Genomic DNA, 18,207 nt, shown 5'->3' with positions numbered 1-18,207 from the left:
ATCGGAGCCATGACGACCGGGTCCCCGCAGCTGAAGTTCCGTTCCAACGCCGCACGGGTGGGGGCATGGGCGTGGGTGGCGTTCGCCGTCCTCAACCTCGTCGACATCGTGTGGCGTGGCCGGGACCTCACCGCCCTGGTCCTGGCCACGGTCCTGCTCTTCGGCTGCGGCGTCGCGTACGTCCTCGGCCTGCGCCCCGCCATCGTCGGCGACGAGACCGGCCTCACCTTCCGCAACCCCCTTCGCGACGTACGCGTGCCCTGGGGCGCCGTACGCAAGATCGAGGGCACCGACTCGGTGAAGGTCCGGTATGCCGGTGCCGACGGCAGCGAGTTCGTCTCACGGGCCTGGACGCTGCAAAGCTCGCCCCGGGCCCAGGCGAGGGCCCAGGCCCGCGCCCAGCGCGACGCCCAGAAGCTTCCGGCGGGCGCCGCCGAGGTGCTGAAGACCCGCACGCCGACCGCCTACGCCGCCCAGCAGCTGAACGAGCTGGCCACCCGCCACCGCCCCAAGGCCACCAAGTCCGGCAACCCCAGCAAGGCCGCCGAGCAGGTGGCCAAGCCCACCGGCTCCGTGACCTGGTCCAGGACGGCCCTGGCCGCCCTGGCCGGCCCCGCCACCGCTGTGATCATCGCCCTCCTGGCCGCCACCCTCACCTGATCCGCCCGATTGCGGCAGCCTCGACGAGCCTTCCTCAGGTGCGGCTGGGAGGTGTCAGTTGAGACCCAGTGCGGTGGAGACGTCGGCGCGGATGGCGTCCAGGTCGTCGGCGGCCTGAGCGCGGACCTCAGCAAGGTCGCCGTCACCGACCGGCAGGACGACTTGGAGATAGCACTTGAGCTTGGGCTCGGTGCCGGACGGGCGCACGACCACGCGGGCGCTGCCTCCCGAGCCCCCTGCCGAGAGCTGAAAGCGCAGGCCGTCGGTGGGCGGCAGGCCGCCCGCGCCCTCGGCCAGGTCATCGACGCGTTCGACCGTACGGCCGCCCAGCCGGACGGGCGGCTCCGCCCGCAGACGGGCCATCGCCTCAGTGATCAGCGAAAGGTCGGCGACGCGGACGGAGAGCTGGCCGGTGGCGTACAGGCCATGGCGACGGGCCTGGTCGTCCAGCAGGTCCTGAACCGTCCGGCCGTCGCGTTTGGCCGCAGCGGCGAGCCCGGCGACCGTGAGGGCCGCCCCGATGCCGTCCTTGTCGCGGACGATCACGCCGTCGTCACCGCCGACGCTGTAGCCCAGCGCCTCCTCGTAGCCGTAGACCAGCCGGTCACCCCGCCCCCCGGCCTTCATGATCCACTTGAAGCCGGTGAGCGACTCCGCGAAGCGGACCCGGTGCTCCTCGGCGATCGCGCCGAGCAGGGACGAGGACACGATCGTGGTGACGACCAGGCGATCGTCCCCCTTGGTCTGCCGGAGCGTCTGCTCGGCCAGCAGCCCGCCGACCTCGTCCCCGGTCAGCATCCGCCAGCCGCCGGACGTCGGGATCGCGACGGCACAGCGGTCGGCGTCCGGATCGTTCGCGATCACCAGATCCACATCCGAGGCGGCGGCCAGGCCGAGGGCCAGGTCCATCGCGCCGGGCTCTTCGGGATTGGGGAACGCGACGGTCGGGAAGTCGGGGTCCGGCTCGGCCTGTTCGGAGACCACAGTCGGAGCTGGGAAACCTGCCCAGTCGAACGCGCGGAGGAGCGTCTCGCCGCCCACCCCGTGCATCGGCGTGTACGCCACGTTCACATCGCGGGCGTCGCCGAGCGGCAGATGGGAGAGCGCGTGCAGATAGGCCTCGACGATCTCTTCGCCGAGCCGCTCGTAGCCCTCGCCGAGCGGAAGCGCGTCCACCGGCCCCACCGCGTCGATCGCGGCCGAGATCTCGGCGTCCACAGGTGGAACGATCTGCGCGCCGTCGTTCCAGTAGACCTTGTAGCCGTTGTCGCGAGGCGGGTTGTGGCTGGCCGTCACCATGACCCCGGCCTCCGCACCCAGGTGCCGTACGGCATAGGCGAGAACGGGCGTTGGCAGCGTCCGGGGCAGGACCCACGCCCGCAGCCCCGCCCCGGCCATCACCGCTGCGGTGTCGAGCGCGAACCGCTCGGAGTTGCGGCGGGCGTCATAGCCGATCACGACCCCCGCCTGCTCAGGCAGCCGGGAGGCCAGGCCGGCGGCGGCGCGCATGACCGTGACGCGGTTCATCCGGTTGGGGCCGGCGCCCAGCTCACCGCGCAGGCCGGCGGTGCCGAACTCCAGCCGGGCCCCGAACCGGTCGGCCAGAGCCGCCGAATCACCGGCGTCCAGGATCCCCTGCAGCTCGGCGCGCGTTTCGGGATCAGGATCCTGGGCCAGCCATGCGCGCGCGGCGTCCCGGAGATCGCTCATAGCTTGGCGATCACCGTGTGCAGGAGCGTGCCCATCCGGGTGGCGGCCGCCTGGCCCGCGGCGAGGACCTCCTCGTGGTCGAGAGGCTGGTCGGACAGCCCCGCCGCGATGTTGGTGACCAGCGAGATGCCGAGCACCTCGGCGCCGCCCTGCCGGGCCGCGATGGTCTCCAGCACCGTGGACATGCCGATCATGTCGGCGCCCATCGTCCGGAGCATGCGGATCTCGGCCGGAGTCTCGTAGGTGGGCCCGCGGAACGCCGCGTACACACCCTCGGCCAACGTCGGGTCGACCTCCCTGGCCAGTGCGCGCAGGCGACCCGAATAGGCCTCGGTCAAATCCAGGAACGTGGCGCCGGTCAGCGGATTCGCGCCCGTCAGATTCAGATGGTCGGCGATCAGCACCGGATCGCCGACACGCTGGTGCTCGGGCCGGAGTCCTCCAGCGGCATTGGTGAGGACGACGGTCCGCACCCCGGCGGCCAAGGCCGTCCGGACGCCATGGACGACAGGATCGACACCCCGGCCCTCGTACAGGTGCGTACGGCCGAGAAAGACCAGGGCACGGCGGCCCCCGACCTCCACCACACGGATCCGCCCCGCGTGACCCTCCACAGCGGGCGGTGCGAACCCCGGCAACTCGGTCACAGCCAGGTCCGCGACCGGTTCGCCGAACATGTCGGCGGCCGGGACCCAGCCGGAGCCCATCACCAGGGCGACATCAAAGGAGTCGAAGGAGGTACGGGCGCGCAGCTCGCCGGCCGCCGCCTGTGCCAGTGCAAAAGCGTCATTGCTCACCCAGCCGACACTACCGCCGGGCCTGGAGCGGCTCTCAATCGCCCAGTGACTTGCAGGGACGGGTCCGGAGGTCCTTCACATAGTCGTCCGGCGCCCCCGCCGCCTCAGCGGCGTCCGCCAGGATGCCCAGGTAGCGCGCCGAGGGCAGCCCGCCCTCGTAGTCGTCGAGGACGTAGAGCCAGCAGAGCACATCACCGTCCAGGGTCTCCACCCTGACCCTGATCTTGCGGTAGACGCCGAGGGCCGCGCCCTCCCAGGCGTCCAGCTCCTTCTCGTCCCACTCGGGGACGTCGTAGATCACCACGAAGACCTGCTCACCGTCGTCCTCGACAACGGTCGCCAGGGCCCCGTCCCAGCCGACGTCCTGACCGCCGAAGGTGAGCCGCCACCCCGAAAGCCAGCCGGTGCCGCGCATGGGCGAATGCGGAGCCCGGGAAGCCATCTGGTCCGGGTCCAAGTTGGAGGCGTACGCCGCGTACAGTGCCACGGTCGCCTAGCGTACGCGCATTTCCCACGATCGCAGCTAGGGCGTCTCTAGTTGCCCACGCGTACGCCGCCGCACCGGCATGCGGCGCAGGGGCGAGCAGCCATCCGTGAGCACAGCGAGAACCGGTCAGTACTCCCTGTATGGGGGGAACCGGTCAGGTCACTACCTCGCGTAGGAAACAATAGAAGTCGTGACCCGCATCGTGATTATCGGAGGAGGCCCAGGCGGCTACGAGGCCGCCCTCGTCGCGGCGCAGCTCGGCGCCGACGTGACCGTGGTGGAACGCGACGGTCCCGGCGGGGCGTGCGTGCTGACCGACTGCGTGCCCTCCAAGACGCTCATCGCCACCTCGACCCGGATGGCGGTCATGTCGGAGTCCGCGGGTCTCGGGCTTCGCTTCAGCGGAGGCCCCGACGGCATCGTCGGCGGTCTCGAAGCCGACATGTGCACCGTCAACAAGCGCGTCAAGGATCTGGCACGGGCTCAGTCCTTCGACGTCGCCGAGCGGCTGGCCTACGAAGAGGTCAAGATCGTCCGTGGTGAGGCCCGCCTGGTCGAACCGCATGTCGTCGCGGTCGGCGACCGTCACCTGCGGGCCGACATCATCCTCGTCGCGACCGGCGCCACGCCCCGCGTGCTCCCGGGGGCCGAGCCCGACGGCGAGCGCATTCTCAACTGGCGGCAGCTGTACGACCTGCAGGAGCTCCCCGAGCACCTGATCGTGGTCGGTTCCGGTGTCACCGGTGCCGAGCTCGCAGGGGCCTATCTCTCCCTCGGCTCCAAGGTGACGCTCGTCTCATCTCGCGACCGCATCCTGCCCACCGAGGACGCCGACGCCGCGGCCGTCCTGCAGGAGGTCTTTCTGCGCCGAGGGATGAAGGTCATGTCCCGGTCCCGCGCCGGCGGCGTGGAGCGTTCCGGCGACGGCGTGATCGTCACGCTGGAGGACGGCACCAAGATCGAGGGCTCGCACTGCCTCATGACGGTCGGCATGGTGCCCAACACCCGCGGCATGGGCCTCGAAAAGGCCGGCGTCCGCCTCAACCCGCACGGCTTCGTGGAGGTCGACAAGGTCTCCCGTACCAGCGTCCCCCACATCTACGCCTCCGGAGACTGCACGGGTGTGCTCATGCTGGCCTCCGTCGCGGGAATGCAGGGCCGGATCGCGATGTGGCACGCCCTGGGCGAGGCGGTGCAGCCGCTCAAGCTGGGCTGGGTGTCGTCCAACATCTTCACCGACCCCGAGGTGGCCTCGGTGGGCGTCTCCCAGAAGATGGTCGACGACGGAGATGTGAACGCCCGTACGGTCATGCTCCCGCTCTTCAGCAACGCACGCGCCAAGATGCAGGGCTTCGAAGACGGCTTCGTGAAGCTCTTCTGCCGCCCTTCGACCGGCATCGTCCTGGGCGGCGTCATCGTGGCCCCCCGGGCGAGCGAGCTGATCCTCGGCCTCTCCATCGCCGTTCAGCAACACCTCACGGTCGACCAGGTGGCGCACACCTTCGCCGTCTACCCGTCCCTGTCGGGCAGCATCACCGAGGCCGCCCGCCGCCTCATGACCGAACACGCCTACTGATCCAGGCCGCGCCACCCATCCGGCCGCGCCACCTATCCGGCCGCGCCACCGATCCGGCCGCGCCACCGATCCGGGCCGCGCCTACTGATCAAGGCCGTGCCGCCGCAGCCGCGACCGTCGCAGGTCGTCGGCACTGACCGCGACGGTGAACATGCTGGCCAACAGCGCCAGCATCCCGACCATGACCCGGATCCACCACTCGGCAGGCAGCAACCCGAGCCCGACGCAGACCGGAATCATGATCGCGAGGTGCCGGAACAGCATCCGTCCCCGCCACCCCGCATCAGTCAGGTCATGCCGCACCCAGTCCCGGTTCTCGGCGGGCAGCCGGAACCCCAGCGCGTAACGAACACGCCGCCAAGCTCCCGGGTCACCAGCCAGCCGGGTCATCTGGGTGTCATTCCCCCAAACCACACCCTCAAGAGGCAGGGGCACCGAGACCTCGTACCTCCCCTGCGGTGGCTGCAGCGGGACCTTCGCGTGCGCTGCGCCTGGGCGTGGAGCGAGGGGCCGCGGCGTTGGGACCCCTCGCCCCACGAGGGCGGGTCAGAATCCGCCGAAGTCGCCTCCGCCGCCGAAGTCACCGGAGCCGAAGTCCCAGCCTCCGCCGACATCGCCACCGTCACCGCCGAAGCCGCCCATGTCGCCGGCGCCGGCGCCCATGTCGCTGTAGCCGCCGCCCCAGCCGCCCATCATCGAGCCGAGCATGGTGCCGATCATCATGCCGCTGAGGAGGTCCATGCCGCCGTACGAGGAGTAGTAGCCGCCGGCATAGGGGCCGTAGGCGGGGCCTGCGTCCCAGTAGGGACGGCGGCCGTCGCCGTACGGCACCATGCGGATGTCCGGGTTTCCACCGCTCAGCACGGCCTGGGCGTCGGCCTCACATGCGGGGACGGAACGGGGCGTGCTGCCAGGTGGGGCCCACATCACGTCCTGCGTAGACGGGCCGTGGTTGGGGTTGAAGAAGCAGGGGGCGCGCTTCTCTGGCACCGGCTCACCGGCCATCCGGGCGCGCGTCGCGGTCATGTAGTAGCGGCCGTCCTCCAGGGCCGTGGTGACCGCCTGCATGTCCTGCGGCTTGGCGGCCTTGGCGGTCGCGGACTTGGCCTCGTCGTAGGAGTTCATGGCTCGCTCGTAGTCCGAGCGGATCTCGGGGTCGAGCTTCTGGTCCATGACGTTGAGGTCGAGCTTGGCGATGTCCTCGCCGAGCAGCGTCACGTCCTCCTCGACACCCTGCTTGAGCTCGGCCATCTGCTGCTCTTCGCGCTTGCGGCGCTTGCCGCGCACGACGAGGAACGCGGCGAACGCGGCGGCCAGGAGCAGGATGACCACGCCCAGCGTCACGAACGCGCCGATCATGCTGGATCGGGCCTGGTCGTCGGCCTTCTTCTCGGCGAGCGACCCGAACTCGGTGAGCCGGGACTTGATCCCGCCGCCGGAGGTCTGGGCGATCAGCTGGTTGATCTCTTTGCTGGAGAGGTCCTTGGAGACGCCGACCATCTCCCGGCCGTTGGCGTCGATCGCAACGTAGGTCTTGCCCTCGCCGACCCGGTTGCCGACGGCCTTGAGCATGGAGCCCAGCGCCTGCTGGGAGTGGCCGGGTTTGACCACGACGGCACGGATGTCGGCGTCCCCGTCGTTGGCCAGCGCGGAATTGATCTCGGCCTTGTCGGCGTCCGTCAGCGACGCACCGGAGTCGGTGGTCACGTACAGCCGGGAATTGGTCAGGCCCTTGGCGATCTGTGAGACGTCGTCGGCCTGGGCGGGTGCCGCGAAGCCGAACAGCAGCAGCATGACGGCGGCGATCATCGTCGGCACAGCGAAACGGCGTGCCGGGCGCCTCAACCGAAGCTCGGAACTCATGATGACAGTCTGCCTCCTCACCTGGTAAGACGAGTTCGCGGCACACTCCGTTCCGACGCCCCGTCACCGCAGGTCAGCGGCCTTGCTCCAGGTCATGCCCAGGGCACGGCCTGTCCGGGGCCATACCCGCGGAAACGGAAAGCACCCCCGCCGGGTGGCGGGGGTGCTCGATGTTCGGGTAATGCGGCGGTCAGGAATCCTTGATCTCGCAGATGACCGCGCCGCTGGAGACGGTCTGCCCGACCTCCGCCGCCAGGCCGGTGATCGTGCCGGCCTTGTGGGCGGTGAGGGGCTGCTCCATCTTCATGGCCTCCAGGACCACGATCGTGTCCCCGGCCGCCACGGTCGCGCCCTCTTCGGCGACGAGCTTGACGATCGTGCCCTGCATGGGGCTGACCAGGGAGTCGCCGGACGCCTGGGAGCCGCCGCCCTTCTTGCCGCCGCGCCGTTTGGCCGGGGCTCCCGTCTTGCCGGCGGCGGTCGAGGCGCCCAGCCCGGCGGGGAGAACGACCTCGATGCGCTTGCCGCCGACCTCGACGGTCACCCGCTCACGTTCGCCGGCGTCGGGCTCGCCGGTCGCCACGCCCGCGTCGTACGGCGGGATCTGGTTGTCGAACTCGGTTTCGATCCACCGGGTGTGGACGGTGAACGGCTCGTGGGGATCGGCGGGCACGAAGGCGGGGTCGGCCAGGACGGCCTGGTGGAAGGGCAGCACGGTGGGCATGCCCTCGATGGCGAACTCGGCCAGCGCGCGGCGGGAACGTTCGACCGCCTGCCGGCGAGTCGCGCCGGTGACGATGAGCTTGGCGATCAGCGAGTCGAACGCCTGCGGCACCGTCTGCCCCTCGACATAGCCCGAGTCCAGCCGCACTCCCGGCCCCGACGGCGGCTCCCAGGTGGTCAGCGTGCCGACCGCGGGCAGGAATCCACGGCCCGCGTCCTCGGCGTTCAACCGGAACTCTATCGAGTGGCCGCGCAGTACGGGATCGTCGTAGCCCAGCTCTTCACCGGCAGCGATCCGGAACATCTCGCGCACCAGGTCGATCCCTGCGACCTCTTCGGTGACCGGGTGCTCCACCTGCAGACGGGTGTTGACCTCCAGGAAGGAGATGGTGCCGTCCTGGCCGACCAGGAACTCGCACGTCCCCGCCCCCACGTACCCCGCCTCGCGCAGGATCGCCTTGGAAGACTTGTAGAGCAGGTCGACCTGCTCGTCGGTCAGGAACGGGGCAGGGGCCTCTTCTACCAGTTTCTGGTGGCGGCGCTGCAACGAGCAGTCCCGCGTCGACACCACCACGACGTTGCCGTGGGTGTCGGCGAGGCACTGCGTCTCCACATGCCGCGGCTTGTCCAGATAGCGCTCGACGAAGCACTCACCTCGCCCGAACGCGCCAATTGCCTCCCGTACCGCCGAGTCATACAGCTCAGGGACTTCCTCCAGGGTGCGGGCGACCTTCAGCCCGCGGCCACCACCGCCATAGGCGGCCTTGATGGCGATCGGCAGCCCGTACTCGCGTGCGAACGCCACCACCTCATCGGCACCCGACACCGGGTCCTTGGTGCCCGCCACCAGCGGCGCACCGACCTTCTGCGCGATGTGCCGCGCCTGCACCTTGTCGCCCAGCGCCGTGATCGCGGCAGGCGGCGGCCCGATCCACGTCAACCCCGCCGCCATGACCGCAGCGGCGAAGTCGGCGTTCTCGGCCAGGAACCCATAACCCGGATGCACCGCGTCAGCGCCCGCGTCAGCGGCGACCTTCAGCAGCTTGTCGATGTCCAGGTAGCTGTCTGCGGCCGTCGAGCCGCCGAGCGCGTACGCCTCGTCCGCCACCCGAACATGCAACGCGTCGAGATCCGGCTCGGCGTACACCGCCACGCTGGCCAAACCCGCATCGCGACAGGCTCGGGCAATACGAACCGCGATCTCCCCGCGGTTGGCGATCAGGACCTTGCGCACGTGGGTCTCCTCCCTGAACCTCGCACGCAGTCTAGATAACCCCCTCCGCAGACTTTTGTAAGCCCCTCCTTATCGCCCATTCCCCCTTGTGAAGCAGGCGCCCAGGACGCCCGTCACCGCGCCCGACGGCTCCCCCGGAAACGACCGCCCACCAGCGGAGGAGGGCGGGATGTGGCGGACAAGAGCGCGTCGGGCACGCGCGTTGCCTCGGCGAAGGTCGACGCGGCCACGGACAAAGGCTCGCCAGGACCGCTACAGCAAGCGCCCGACTTGTGTGAGGAGAGCCAGGCAGTCTGAACCCGCGCGTGCCGGGGACGGGAACGCAGGGGAACCGGCACGCGCGGGGGTCGGGTTTACCAGCTGGACTTGCGGATGCCTGGGAGCTCGCCTCGGTGGGCCAGTTCGCGGAACCGGATGCGGCTGAGGCCGAACTTGCGAAGGTGCCCGCGGGGGCGGCCGTCGACGGCGTCGCGGTTGCGGATCCGCGTGGGGCCTGGCGTCGCGGGGTTGGCGGCTCAGCTCACGTACGGCCGCGGCGCGGACCTCGGGGCGACGCCGGGGCTGCGCACGAGCCGCTTGAGCTCGGCGCGGCGGGCGGCATGGCGTGCCACCACGGCGCGCCGCCGTTCGTTGGCCGCGATCTTGCTCTTCTTGGCCATCAGACCTTCTCCCCGCGTGCCCTGATCCGGGCCACCGCCCGGTCGATGCCGATCTTGTCGATGGTCTTGATGGCCTTGGTGCTCAACGTGAGCGTCACGTACCGCCGCTCGCTCGGCAGCCAGTAGCGCTTGCGCTGCACGTTCACGTCGAAGCGGCGCGGGGTCCGGCGGTGCGAGTGCGACACCCGCCTGCCGAACCCCGGTCCGCGGCCCGTCAGCCGGCAACGCCGGGACATCAGCCGCGGCCCCGCGCGTAGCGCCGGTTGAACTTCTCCACCGCGCCCGTGGAGTCCACCACGCGGCTCTTGCCCGTGTAGAACGGGTGGCTCGCGGACGAGACGTCCACGTCGACGACGGGGTAGGAGTTGCCGTCCTCCCATTCGATCGTGCGGTCGGAGGCCACCGTCGAACGGGTCAGGAAGGCGAAGTCGGCGCCGCGGTCGCGGAAGACGACGGGCCGGTAGTCGGGGTGGATGTTCTTCTTCATCGTTCCTCCCGGTAGTCCACGTGCCTGCGCACGATCGGGTCGTACTTGCGGAGGGTCAGGCGGTCGGGGTCGTTCCGGCGGTTCTTGGTGGTCACGTACGTGTGACCGGTGCCGGCGGTCGACCTGAGCTTGATCACCGGCCGGAGCTCGTTCCTGGCCATGGAGCCCTCTCTGTCGGCAGTGCTTCCGTGCTTGTGCAAACATAATGATAACCGTTTTCATTCCGGGGAGGGTAAGCAGGATGTCGAGCATTCCGGTCGTCGTGGTCGCGGGTCTGCACGCTGAGGTGCGCGCCGAAGCCGTGCGCAGGCTTCTGGCGGCCACGCCGTACTCCGTCGCCGTTCACCACGACCTGCGCGGCATCGACCATGGCCAGGTCGAACGCGTCGTGCTCGACGCATGGGGAGTGCGGGAACGAGCCGATGTACGCCTGGCGCACGGCTGCGTTTCGTGCACCATCCGCGAGGACGTGCTGCCCGCGGTCGAGCGCCTGGCCGGCGAGGCACGCCTCCTCGTCATCGAGACCTGGGGCTCTGTCGAACCACGTGCCGTCGCCGAACAGATCGCGGCCAAGGTGCCCGGCGTACATCTCGCGGGTGTGCTCACGGCAGCGGACCCCGCCGGCGTGCTGAACGACCTGGGCGGTGGCGAACGCCTGCGGGACCGGGCACTGACGGCGTCCGAGGAGGACGAGCGCTACGTGGCAGAGGTCCTCGTCCGCCAGATCGAGTACGCGTCGAATCTCGTCCTCGGCGCCGGGGAGCCGGAGGACGTCCTCCTGGCGCGCACCGTGCTCGAACACCTGGGTGCCGGCACGCCGGTCACTCTGCTCGACGAGCTCACGGCCCCGCACGGCTCGCTCGACGCCGAGACACTCGCAGCCCGGGTCGATCCGGAGAGCCTGCGCCTGCCGGTCGACCAGAATTCCGACGGAGTCGCCACACTGATCTGGCGGCGCCCCCGTCCGCTCCACCCCGTCCGGCTGTACGAGGCGATCGACGATCTGGCGACGTGTGCCGTACGGAGCCGTGGGCGCCTATGGCTGGCGAACCGTCCAGACGTGCTCCTGGGCTGGGACTGCGTGTCCGGTCTGCTGGCCATCGAGGACCGCGGCCGGTGGCTCGCCGCCCGCTCCAGCCGCGCGTGGTCCAAAGCCACACCCGCCCGCCGCGCCGCCGCCGCCCTGGACTGGCGGCCGAAGACCGGCGACCGCACCCAACTGCTCGCGTTCACCGGCCCAGAACTTGACCGCCCCGCCATGACCCACCTCCTCGACCGGTGCCTGCTCACCGAAGCCGAAATGCGCGCCGGCTCCGACGCCTGGGCCACCTACACCGACCCATTCGCAGGCGTCCTCGACTGACCTGCCCTGCATCCCCCAAGCGCCGATCCGCTCCGCGACCGTCCTGCACCGATCCGGCCTGCGACCATCGTGTGCCGATCCGCTCTGCGGGGTCCTGAGCCAATCTGGCCTGCGGCCGTCGTGAGCCGATCCAACCTGCAGGCGTCCCGATGCAATCCGGTCTGCGGCAGCCGTGTGCCGATCCGGTTTGCGGAGGTCCTGAGCCGATCCGGTCTGCGGCCGTCGTGAACTGATCCAGCCTGCGGACGTGCCGATGCGATCAGGCCGGTGACCATCGTGAGCCGATCCGGTCTGTGGGCGTCCTGCACCGATCCGGCCTGCGACCATCGTGTGCCGATCCGCTCTGCGGGGTCCTGAGCCAATCTGGCCTGCGGCCGTCGTGAGCCGATCCAACCTGCAAGCGTCCCGATGTAATCCGGTCTGCGGTAGCCGTGTGCCGATCCGGTCTGCGGCCGTCGTGAGCCGATCCGGCGCGGTCGTCGTGTGCCGATCCAGCTTGCGGGCGTTCCTAGCTGGTCTGGTTTGCGGGCGTCGTGAGCTGCTTTGGCCTGCGGCTGTCCGAGGCGGTCCGGTCCCGAGGCGGTCCGCCCGTGGTCGCTGACCTGGTCAGCCAGTGGCGTCGCAAGATGCTCCGTTCGCGGGCGGACTGAGCTGAAGCGTTCGGCTGTGGTCTTCTGAGCCGGATTGTTGCCGTCGCGGGGTACGGAGGTGGACCGTTCGGCGCGGCGGCGGATCGTTCGCGGACGGCTTGGCCGTTCCATCTGCGGGTGCCGTGAGCTGGATCGTTCCACTCGTGGTCGTTTCCAGCGTGGCGATACTGGAGGCCGCGCAGTGGGGGATCGTGCGGTGGGGCTTGGCTTGGTCGTTCGTGGAGGGCTTGGGCTGCTTGTCTGTGGTTGTTCGGGGCCGGGTTGTTCGGGGCGTGTCGTGGCTGGGGCTGTGCGTGGTGATTCTGGGTGATCTGGTCCTGGCGACTCCGGGGTGATTCGGACTGATTTGCCTCTCCCGTCGGGGGTTTCGCCGGTGTATCTTCGCGACTGATCAACAGAGGAGACCGATGGCCCGCGGGACACGTTCCGGCCTGGCGATGGTCCTCGCCATCGCCGCATGCGTGATGTTGCCGTCGTCCGCCCCGGTGGTGAGCCGGCCGACCGTGGACGACGAGACCAAACAGCAGCTCACCGTCGCCGCACGGTCGCTGCTGGAACGCCGTTCGGAGGCGCTCGTCCAGAAGCCCCGGCGACGCGACCGGCAAAGCCCCTCCGAGGTGCTCGGCGTCCAGATATCACCCGTGGTCGTACGCAACCAGGACCGAGCCTTGCGGGAGTTGGCGAATCGCAACCGCGCCCCCGTCGAGGGCGGTCCCGCGTACACCGGCGCCCGCACGCGCCTCCGCGCCGATCGTGCGGTTCGGACGGGCGACCGCATCACGCTGGAGGCCACAGAGCACACCGAGGTCCGCTACGAGAACGGCAGCCTCACCCAGTCGGTGCGCCGCCGGTTCGAGTTCACGACCCAAGGAGAGCAGATCACCCTGGTGGGCGAACGAGTCCTGGACCCCTCCGTCCACCCTGTCAACGACCCGGACCACCACTGAGTGAGACCGAGCATGATCGCCCGTGGTCGTTGTGCGCGACAGGCCGCGCTTGTCGGCGTTCACTCTGTTCAGGCGTTCTTGCGCCCGACTCCGCCTGCGCAGGCCACCTCGGGAGTCTCATCCAACGGCTCAGGGCGCCATCTCGACACCGGAACGATGCCAGGCTCCAGCACCTCGAGGCCGTCGAAGTAGCGGGCGATCAGCTGCGGGCTGCGGGCCGTGTAGGGGATCACTCCCTTCCCGGCGTTGTAGCGCCTGAGCGCCTCCACGTACGCCGGCTCGGTGTCGGTGCCGTCGTAGAGCGCCAGGTAACTGCCTGACGGCAGTCCCGCCACCAGCCGTTCCACGATCGAACGAGCCTCGTCGTAGTCGCGGACCAATCCCAGGAGGCCCATGAGCATGAGCGCGACGGGCTGGCTGAAGTCCAGAGTGCGCGCTGCCGCGGCCAGGATCTTCTCCGGATCGCGCGCGTCCGCCTGGATGTAGTCGGTCGCCCCCTCCGGGGTGCTCGTGAGCAGGGCCTGGGCGTACGCGAGCACCAACGGGTCGTTGTCCACGTACACGATCCGCGATTCGGGAGCCACCCGCTGAGCGACCTCATGGGTGTTGTCGACCACGGGAAGCCCGGTGCCGACGTCCAGGAACTGGCGGACCCCCGCCTCACCTGCGAGCCAGCGCACCACGCGGGCGAGCATGTGGCGAGACTGCCGGCTCAGCTCCACCATGCCGGGGAAGATGCCGCACACCATGTCGCCGGCACGCTGGTCGACGGGGTAGTAGTCCTTCCCTCCCAACAGGTAATTCCAGATCCGTGCCGAGTGCGGCACGGTGCTGTCGATTTCGGGAGGCTTACTCATCGGCGGTTCTCACTCTCCTGACACAGTGCCCCGAGATCTTCGCACTACCACCCGGCCCGCCACCTGACTTTGGCCGCCCCCGGCCGAAATTCGCCGCCCGCAAGCACGTCCTGACCTGCTCCTCCGCCCGCCACAACTCGTTCGGCACCTCCGCGCGCGGCGCCGCCCGACGTTGTCACGTGACCCATCGGCAATGGCCCTGAGAGCGAATTGCTTAGTCGATCAATGGCGAAGTGTGCATTCCCGTAAAACAGGCGTTCTGATTCGAATGGAAGGCCGACGGGAAAGGCGTTTGTCCCGCACATACATTGACGTTCGGTAATAATGTTCGTCAACCAACTGCGCAGCGTGACGGCAGTTGGGGCCGTGTCAGGACCGCTGTGGCCGCTTCCGGCCACCGCCGGTCCACCGGAAAACGCCCGAATCGGCAGGTGCGGGCCCTCGTACGGGTGGATTACTGTGATCCGTGGGGCGTAGGCTGGCAGCCATTCTTCCGGCAGTGCGGCGAAAGGGATCGGTGCAATGAGCGGTGACAAGCGGGGCGCCAGCATCGGGGCACTGGAAGACCTGTCCCGCATGTTCAGCAAGCACTCCAAGAACCTCGACGCCCTGATCAAGGACCTCAACGGCCGAACGGTCAGCAGTACCGAGATCTGGTGGGGCCCGGGCGCCGACCGGTTCCGCAGCGCGTGGATGGAGGCCAAGACGGCCTTCGACAAGATGGCCGTCGCCCTCGAGCAGGGCAGCCAGGACATCAAGCGCTCCCAGCAGAACATCGAGGCGGCCACACGCTGACGTCGCCTCTGCGAGACCGCGGGTCCCGGCCCATCCCCCCGAGGTCGGGGCCCGCGCCATTCTCAGCGTAACGATCTGATTCCGTTGCGTGACGAGCTCCCACTCCGGCTGGCAGTCTCGTTCGAAAGAACGGAGGCGGACGTGGACGAGGCTGAGCGCTTCAGGCTGCAACTCCTGCTGGGACGCATCCAACAGCTGTCGAACGACCATTGGCACACGTTCACGCGGCCGCGCCAGGCCATGGGCGACCACGCCTGGGTCGGCGGCGCCTCCGCCAGGTCGTTCGACCGCCGGCTCGAACGCAGCGACGCCGAGCTCCACGCGCAGATACGCAAAGCGCTGGACCTCGTCCAGGAAAAGATCCGCCGCCCCCTGGCCAGCTGACGGTGGCGGACAACTGGCTCGGACCCGACACGTGCGGAGTGAAGCTCGCGCAGTTCGAGCAGATGACGCAGGACATGACCAAGGCCGGGCCGCGGCTGGCGGAGATGGCCGACCAGCTCTGGCAGGCACTGAACGGCGCCGGCGTCAGCACCACCCCCGCGCAGGAGATCCAACGAATCGCCGCGTGGGCCCAAGAAGCCGCCGCTGACCTGCGCCGCCGCAACACACTTGCGCACGACCTCGACCGCCAGAAACTGACGTTCAGCGTCTGCCGCCCTGACGGCAACTTCATCACGTTGCCGGACCGCTACACCGACCAGGTCGCCTATGCCGAAGGCCGCCGCCTGCCCCCTCTCCTGCATCGCGCGGCCAAGAACGACCCCAAGGCCCTGCAAGGCCTCCGCCGCTACGAACCGAACGACATCACTCCGGCTTTCGCCAGGGCCCTCCTGGAGGCGCTGGGTGCCGAAGACCTACTCAAGCTCCCAGCTGCGTTCCGCAACGACCAAAACATTCTGGCCCTTCTGGGGCGCAGCCTTGCCCTGGCCACAAACCCTCACCGCCACGCCTACGCAGGCGACACCTTCCTCATCGAGCTCACGGAAGCCGGCCGCACGACGTTCCCGCCAGGCACCAAACCGCCGTACGGCTATGCCGGCTACCAATCGCTCTCGACTCTGATGGCCGCCGCAGACACCCGCTTTTCCGCCCGCTTCATCAAGGTCGTGGGCGGCGACATGACCGAATACGACCGAGTCGTCCGCAAGGCCCTCCTGGGCAGCCCACTGCCCGACCTCGCCGGCAGGTTCAACCACCGCAAGACCGACTTCCTCATCCCCCTCCTCAACGCCGCCGCCGCGTCCGGCCGCGAGGGAGCCCAAGCCCTCCTCAATCACGCCCCAATGGGTCCACCCACAGTCGACACCCCACCCCGCATGAGGCTCTCGAACCTCGAATACCTCCTCCGCGACCGCCGCGACCTCTGGGGCCAAACAGACCGCGGTGCCGCCCTGGGCAAGACCCTCCAGACCGCCGCCGCAGGCCAAGACGAAGTCTCCGAACGCCTGGCCTTCACAGCCGGCAAGATCCTCGCCGACGACGCCAAGGACCTCTTCGCCGTGAAGGACGGCCACGTCTCCATCAAGGACCAGGAGAAGCTCGACGCGCTCTCCGCCCTGCGGCCCTCCATGGCACAGGTTCTCGCCACTCACATCGAGAAGGTCAACGACGTCTACCAGTCGTTCCGGTACAACTCACCGTCCGGCAGCACGCCGATGAACGACGTGGACCTCGACTACCTGCTCCTCGACATAGCCCGCGACGCGAACGCCTTCGACATCCTGCTCAAGGCCCAGATCGCACACGCCAAGCTCTCCATCGACAGATCGGTCACCAGGAACTCCCGACACCTTGAGAGCACAATCGTCCGCGAAGGCTGGATGTTCGGCCATCTCCTCGAAGCCCGCAACCAGTCCGTCTGGGGAGAGAACGCCCGCCTGGCCGCCGACCTGCAACAGATTCAGGGCTACGTCTCCCTAGGCCTCGGCTTCGCCTCCGACAAGGTAGAACAGGGCATCTCCACGCGAGCGCCCGCCGCAGGCCAGGCCTACAGAATCACGGTCAGCCAGGTCATGAACACCCTCACCGCCTGGCTAGCCCGCCGCATGGCCGAAAAGCCCAACGACGCCATCCTCGCCCCCAAGTCCAACACCGAAGCCGTAGAAAAGCTCATCAACCAAATGATCGCCACCTCCCTGATAACCCACCACCGCTACAACCCAAAGGACTTGAGAGGGCAGCCGTTCGCTACCTCCGAAGAGGATCCCAAGATTCGGTCTCTCGAGTCCATGGATGGCAGACAATTCGAGGCGTTCTTGGCTTGGGCTAATGACCGTGTCGGGTTGAGCAAGCTTGGGCACATTGCCAAGGGATCGATCCGCGAGGGCATGGAAGAGGTCACCGGTCATTACAAGAACTCAGCAGGTCAAAACGTCCTACCGACCGGACAGCGATGATTCTCGCGAGGCGTTGGTGGGCAGGCGCCATCATCACTGTTCAGTGCGCGATCGCTGGATGTGATCAAGCTACGCCGGTGCGTGCGCCTTCGCCGCCGGTTACTTTAAAGGTGGCGGATAGTTCTCCCTACCTATGTGATCTCGTTCCCGAGAAGGCATTTCGCCGTGTCACAGGCTTGGCCATACCAGTGGATGCCCACTGGGTCAATGGTCCGCAGCCCAGCAATGGTCTCTGCTTGGCGTATGCCAAGGGGCAGGAAGCGCCACTCGGTGTGAATTGGTCGTATAGCGACGGAGAGAGGATCGTACGAGGTCAGCAGGAGTATTGGGCGGGTGAGGCCTCCCAATCCTTGCCCAGAAGTCTTGGCTGGGGATTGGCCGTTGTCATTCCTCCCTCCGGAGCGGTGGCCCGACCTAACTATGTGATCGCCCTGTTCCGCTGCGGAAAAGAGAAACCGTGGATTCGGATCGATTTCGCCCCGGTGGTGCGTGGGCGGGACGCTGTACAGGACATGATCGACTTTATGGTGATCGCCCAAAGGCGGTTCGGGCAACTGCATGAGTGTAGGCCAGGGCCCCTGTAATGGCGAATGTCGTTGTGCCGGAAGAGGTCACCTTCTGTGTCAGGCTCCCAGTTGTTGGGGTAAGGGGTTGTCCGGGCCCAGAGTGAGGACACCTGCTGAACTGGTTGCGTGAGTCATAAATCGTATTCTGTCTGTTTATTGAGAGCGAGACCTAAGGGATGCCGGTTCTTGATGTCCGGGCAATGGCGACGTTCCTGACGAAAGTAGAGTGCCATGCTTGACTGTATTTTGGCCTGAAGTACCCGCAGAGGATTCTTCATGTTCGTCATGGCCAGGAGTGCATCAGCAGACCGGGGGGAAGGGTGGTGCGAGTGGGTGGTAGTAGTCGGGCCTCTAGGCCCGGTGCCAAGTCAGTTCAACTTGACGGAGTTTTGTTAGGAAGGGCTTGTTTTTCTGGCTTTGAGGGCTGGGGAGAC

Annotated in this window: 18 protein-coding genes and 1 pseudogene; 7 read left to right on the top strand and 12 right to left on the bottom strand. The window is 68.3% G+C overall.

Features of this window, described 5'->3' with window-relative positions:
- The first annotated feature begins 9 nt into the window (after positions 1-9).
- A complete protein-coding gene (locus F8566_RS05500; protein WP_151558646.1) occupies positions 10-660 on the top strand; it encodes a PH domain-containing protein in 651 nt (216 codons plus the stop codon).
- A gap of 54 nt (positions 661-714) precedes the next feature.
- Here F8566_RS05500 and F8566_RS05495 read toward each other — a convergent pair whose 3' ends face one another.
- From F8566_RS05495 to F8566_RS05485, 3 genes are read right to left on the bottom strand one after another with little or no spacing between them, the layout of a single operon-like run.
- Positions 715-2,370 carry a phospho-sugar mutase gene (locus F8566_RS05495; RefSeq protein ID WP_151558644.1) on the bottom strand — a complete coding sequence of 552 codons (1,656 nt, stop codon included), beginning with the start codon at positions 2,368-2,370 and terminating at the stop codon, positions 715-717.
- On the bottom strand, positions 2,367-3,167 hold the full coding sequence (locus tag F8566_RS05490; RefSeq protein WP_151558642.1) for a purine-nucleoside phosphorylase: 801 nt from the start codon (positions 3,165-3,167) through the stop codon (positions 2,367-2,369). Before F8566_RS05490 ends, F8566_RS05495 begins: the two co-directional genes overlap by 4 nt.
- Before the next feature lie 34 nt (positions 3,168-3,201).
- Entirely contained in the window at positions 3,202-3,654 is a 453-nt protein-coding gene (locus tag F8566_RS05485) for a gamma-glutamylcyclotransferase (RefSeq protein WP_151558640.1), read from the bottom strand.
- A gap of 190 nt (positions 3,655-3,844) precedes the next feature.
- Between F8566_RS05485 and F8566_RS05480 the strand changes: the two genes are divergently transcribed.
- The gene (locus F8566_RS05480) at positions 3,845-5,230 is read left to right on the top strand and encodes an NAD(P)H-quinone dehydrogenase (protein ID WP_151558638.1); all 1,386 of its coding nucleotides are present in this window, start codon (positions 3,845-3,847) and stop codon (positions 5,228-5,230) included.
- Between the two features lie 81 nt (positions 5,231-5,311).
- Here F8566_RS05480 and F8566_RS05475 read toward each other — a convergent pair whose 3' ends face one another.
- The 8 genes and pseudogenes from F8566_RS05475 to rpmG form a co-directional block, all read right to left on the bottom strand.
- Positions 5,312-5,620, bottom strand: a complete 309-nt coding sequence (locus F8566_RS05475; RefSeq protein WP_151558636.1) for a DUF5313 family protein — start codon at positions 5,618-5,620, stop codon at positions 5,312-5,314.
- Between the two features lie 156 nt (positions 5,621-5,776).
- Positions 5,777-7,093 (bottom strand): hypothetical protein, encoded by a 1,317-nt coding sequence (locus F8566_RS05470; protein WP_192809526.1) that lies wholly within the window; start codon positions 7,091-7,093, stop codon positions 5,777-5,779.
- A gap of 190 nt (positions 7,094-7,283) precedes the next feature.
- Positions 7,284-9,050, bottom strand: a complete 1,767-nt coding sequence (locus F8566_RS05465) for an acetyl/propionyl/methylcrotonyl-CoA carboxylase subunit alpha (protein WP_151558634.1) — start codon at positions 9,048-9,050, stop codon at positions 7,284-7,286.
- A 353-nt stretch (positions 9,051-9,403) separates the two neighbouring features.
- Positions 9,404-9,544: pseudogene (locus F8566_RS53245) on the bottom strand (30S ribosomal protein S14); the annotation flags it as partial.
- Positions 9,545-9,565: 21 nt separating this feature from the next.
- Positions 9,566-9,709 carry a hypothetical protein gene (locus F8566_RS53240; protein WP_225992898.1) on the bottom strand — a complete coding sequence of 48 codons (144 nt, stop codon included), beginning with the start codon at positions 9,707-9,709 and terminating at the stop codon, positions 9,566-9,568.
- Positions 9,709-9,945, bottom strand: coding sequence for a 50S ribosomal protein L28 (gene rpmB / locus F8566_RS05455; protein WP_151558632.1), 237 nt, complete (start codon positions 9,943-9,945; stop codon positions 9,709-9,711). The genes F8566_RS53240 and rpmB overlap by 1 nt, the downstream gene beginning before the upstream one ends.
- On the bottom strand, positions 9,945-10,196 hold the full coding sequence (locus tag F8566_RS05450; protein WP_151558630.1) for a type B 50S ribosomal protein L31: 252 nt from the start codon (positions 10,194-10,196) through the stop codon (positions 9,945-9,947). Before F8566_RS05450 ends, rpmB begins: the two co-directional genes overlap by 1 nt.
- The gene (gene rpmG, locus F8566_RS05445; RefSeq protein WP_151558628.1) at positions 10,193-10,357 is read right to left on the bottom strand and encodes a 50S ribosomal protein L33; all 165 of its coding nucleotides are present in this window, start codon (positions 10,355-10,357) and stop codon (positions 10,193-10,195) included. Before rpmG ends, F8566_RS05450 begins: the two co-directional genes overlap by 4 nt.
- 80 nt (positions 10,358-10,437) lie before the next feature.
- Between rpmG and F8566_RS05440 the strand changes: the two genes are divergently transcribed.
- Both F8566_RS05440 and F8566_RS05435 read left to right on the top strand, forming a co-directional pair.
- Positions 10,438-11,559 carry a CobW family GTP-binding protein gene (locus tag F8566_RS05440; protein ID WP_151558626.1) on the top strand — a complete coding sequence of 374 codons (1,122 nt, stop codon included), beginning with the start codon at positions 10,438-10,440 and terminating at the stop codon, positions 11,557-11,559.
- Positions 11,560-12,616: 1,057 nt separating this feature from the next.
- Positions 12,617-13,156: a hypothetical protein gene (locus F8566_RS05435; protein WP_151558624.1), complete on the top strand. Its 540-nt coding sequence runs from the start codon at positions 12,617-12,619 to the stop codon at positions 13,154-13,156.
- 68 nt (positions 13,157-13,224) lie between these two features.
- On the opposite strand, the gene F8566_RS05430 is transcribed toward F8566_RS05435, so the two are convergent.
- On the bottom strand, positions 13,225-14,013 hold the full coding sequence (locus tag F8566_RS05430; protein WP_151558622.1) for an SAM-dependent methyltransferase: 789 nt from the start codon (positions 14,011-14,013) through the stop codon (positions 13,225-13,227).
- 522 nt (positions 14,014-14,535) lie between these two features.
- Between F8566_RS05430 and F8566_RS05425 the strand changes: the two genes are divergently transcribed.
- From F8566_RS05425 to F8566_RS05415, 3 genes are all read left to right on the top strand, one after another.
- Positions 14,536-14,808 carry a WXG100 family type VII secretion target gene (locus F8566_RS05425; protein ID WP_151558621.1) on the top strand — a complete coding sequence of 91 codons (273 nt, stop codon included), beginning with the start codon at positions 14,536-14,538 and terminating at the stop codon, positions 14,806-14,808.
- A gap of 141 nt (positions 14,809-14,949) precedes the next feature.
- Positions 14,950-15,192, top strand: coding sequence for a hypothetical protein (locus F8566_RS05420; RefSeq protein WP_151558618.1), 243 nt, complete (start codon positions 14,950-14,952; stop codon positions 15,190-15,192).
- Positions 15,193-15,194: 2 nt separating this feature from the next.
- Positions 15,195-17,207 carry a hypothetical protein gene (locus tag F8566_RS05415; protein ID WP_151558616.1) on the top strand — a complete coding sequence of 671 codons (2,013 nt, stop codon included), beginning with the start codon at positions 15,195-15,197 and terminating at the stop codon, positions 17,205-17,207.
- Positions 17,208-18,207 lie beyond the last annotated feature (1,000 nt).

Origin of the sequence: Actinomadura rudentiformis (assembly GCF_008923185.1) — a bacterium.
Lineage (GTDB): Bacteria > Actinomycetota > Actinomycetes > Streptosporangiales > Streptosporangiaceae > Spirillospora > Spirillospora rudentiformis.
The sequence above is the reverse complement of the archived record's forward strand: the minus strand, read 5'-3'. Positions and strand labels throughout refer to the sequence as shown.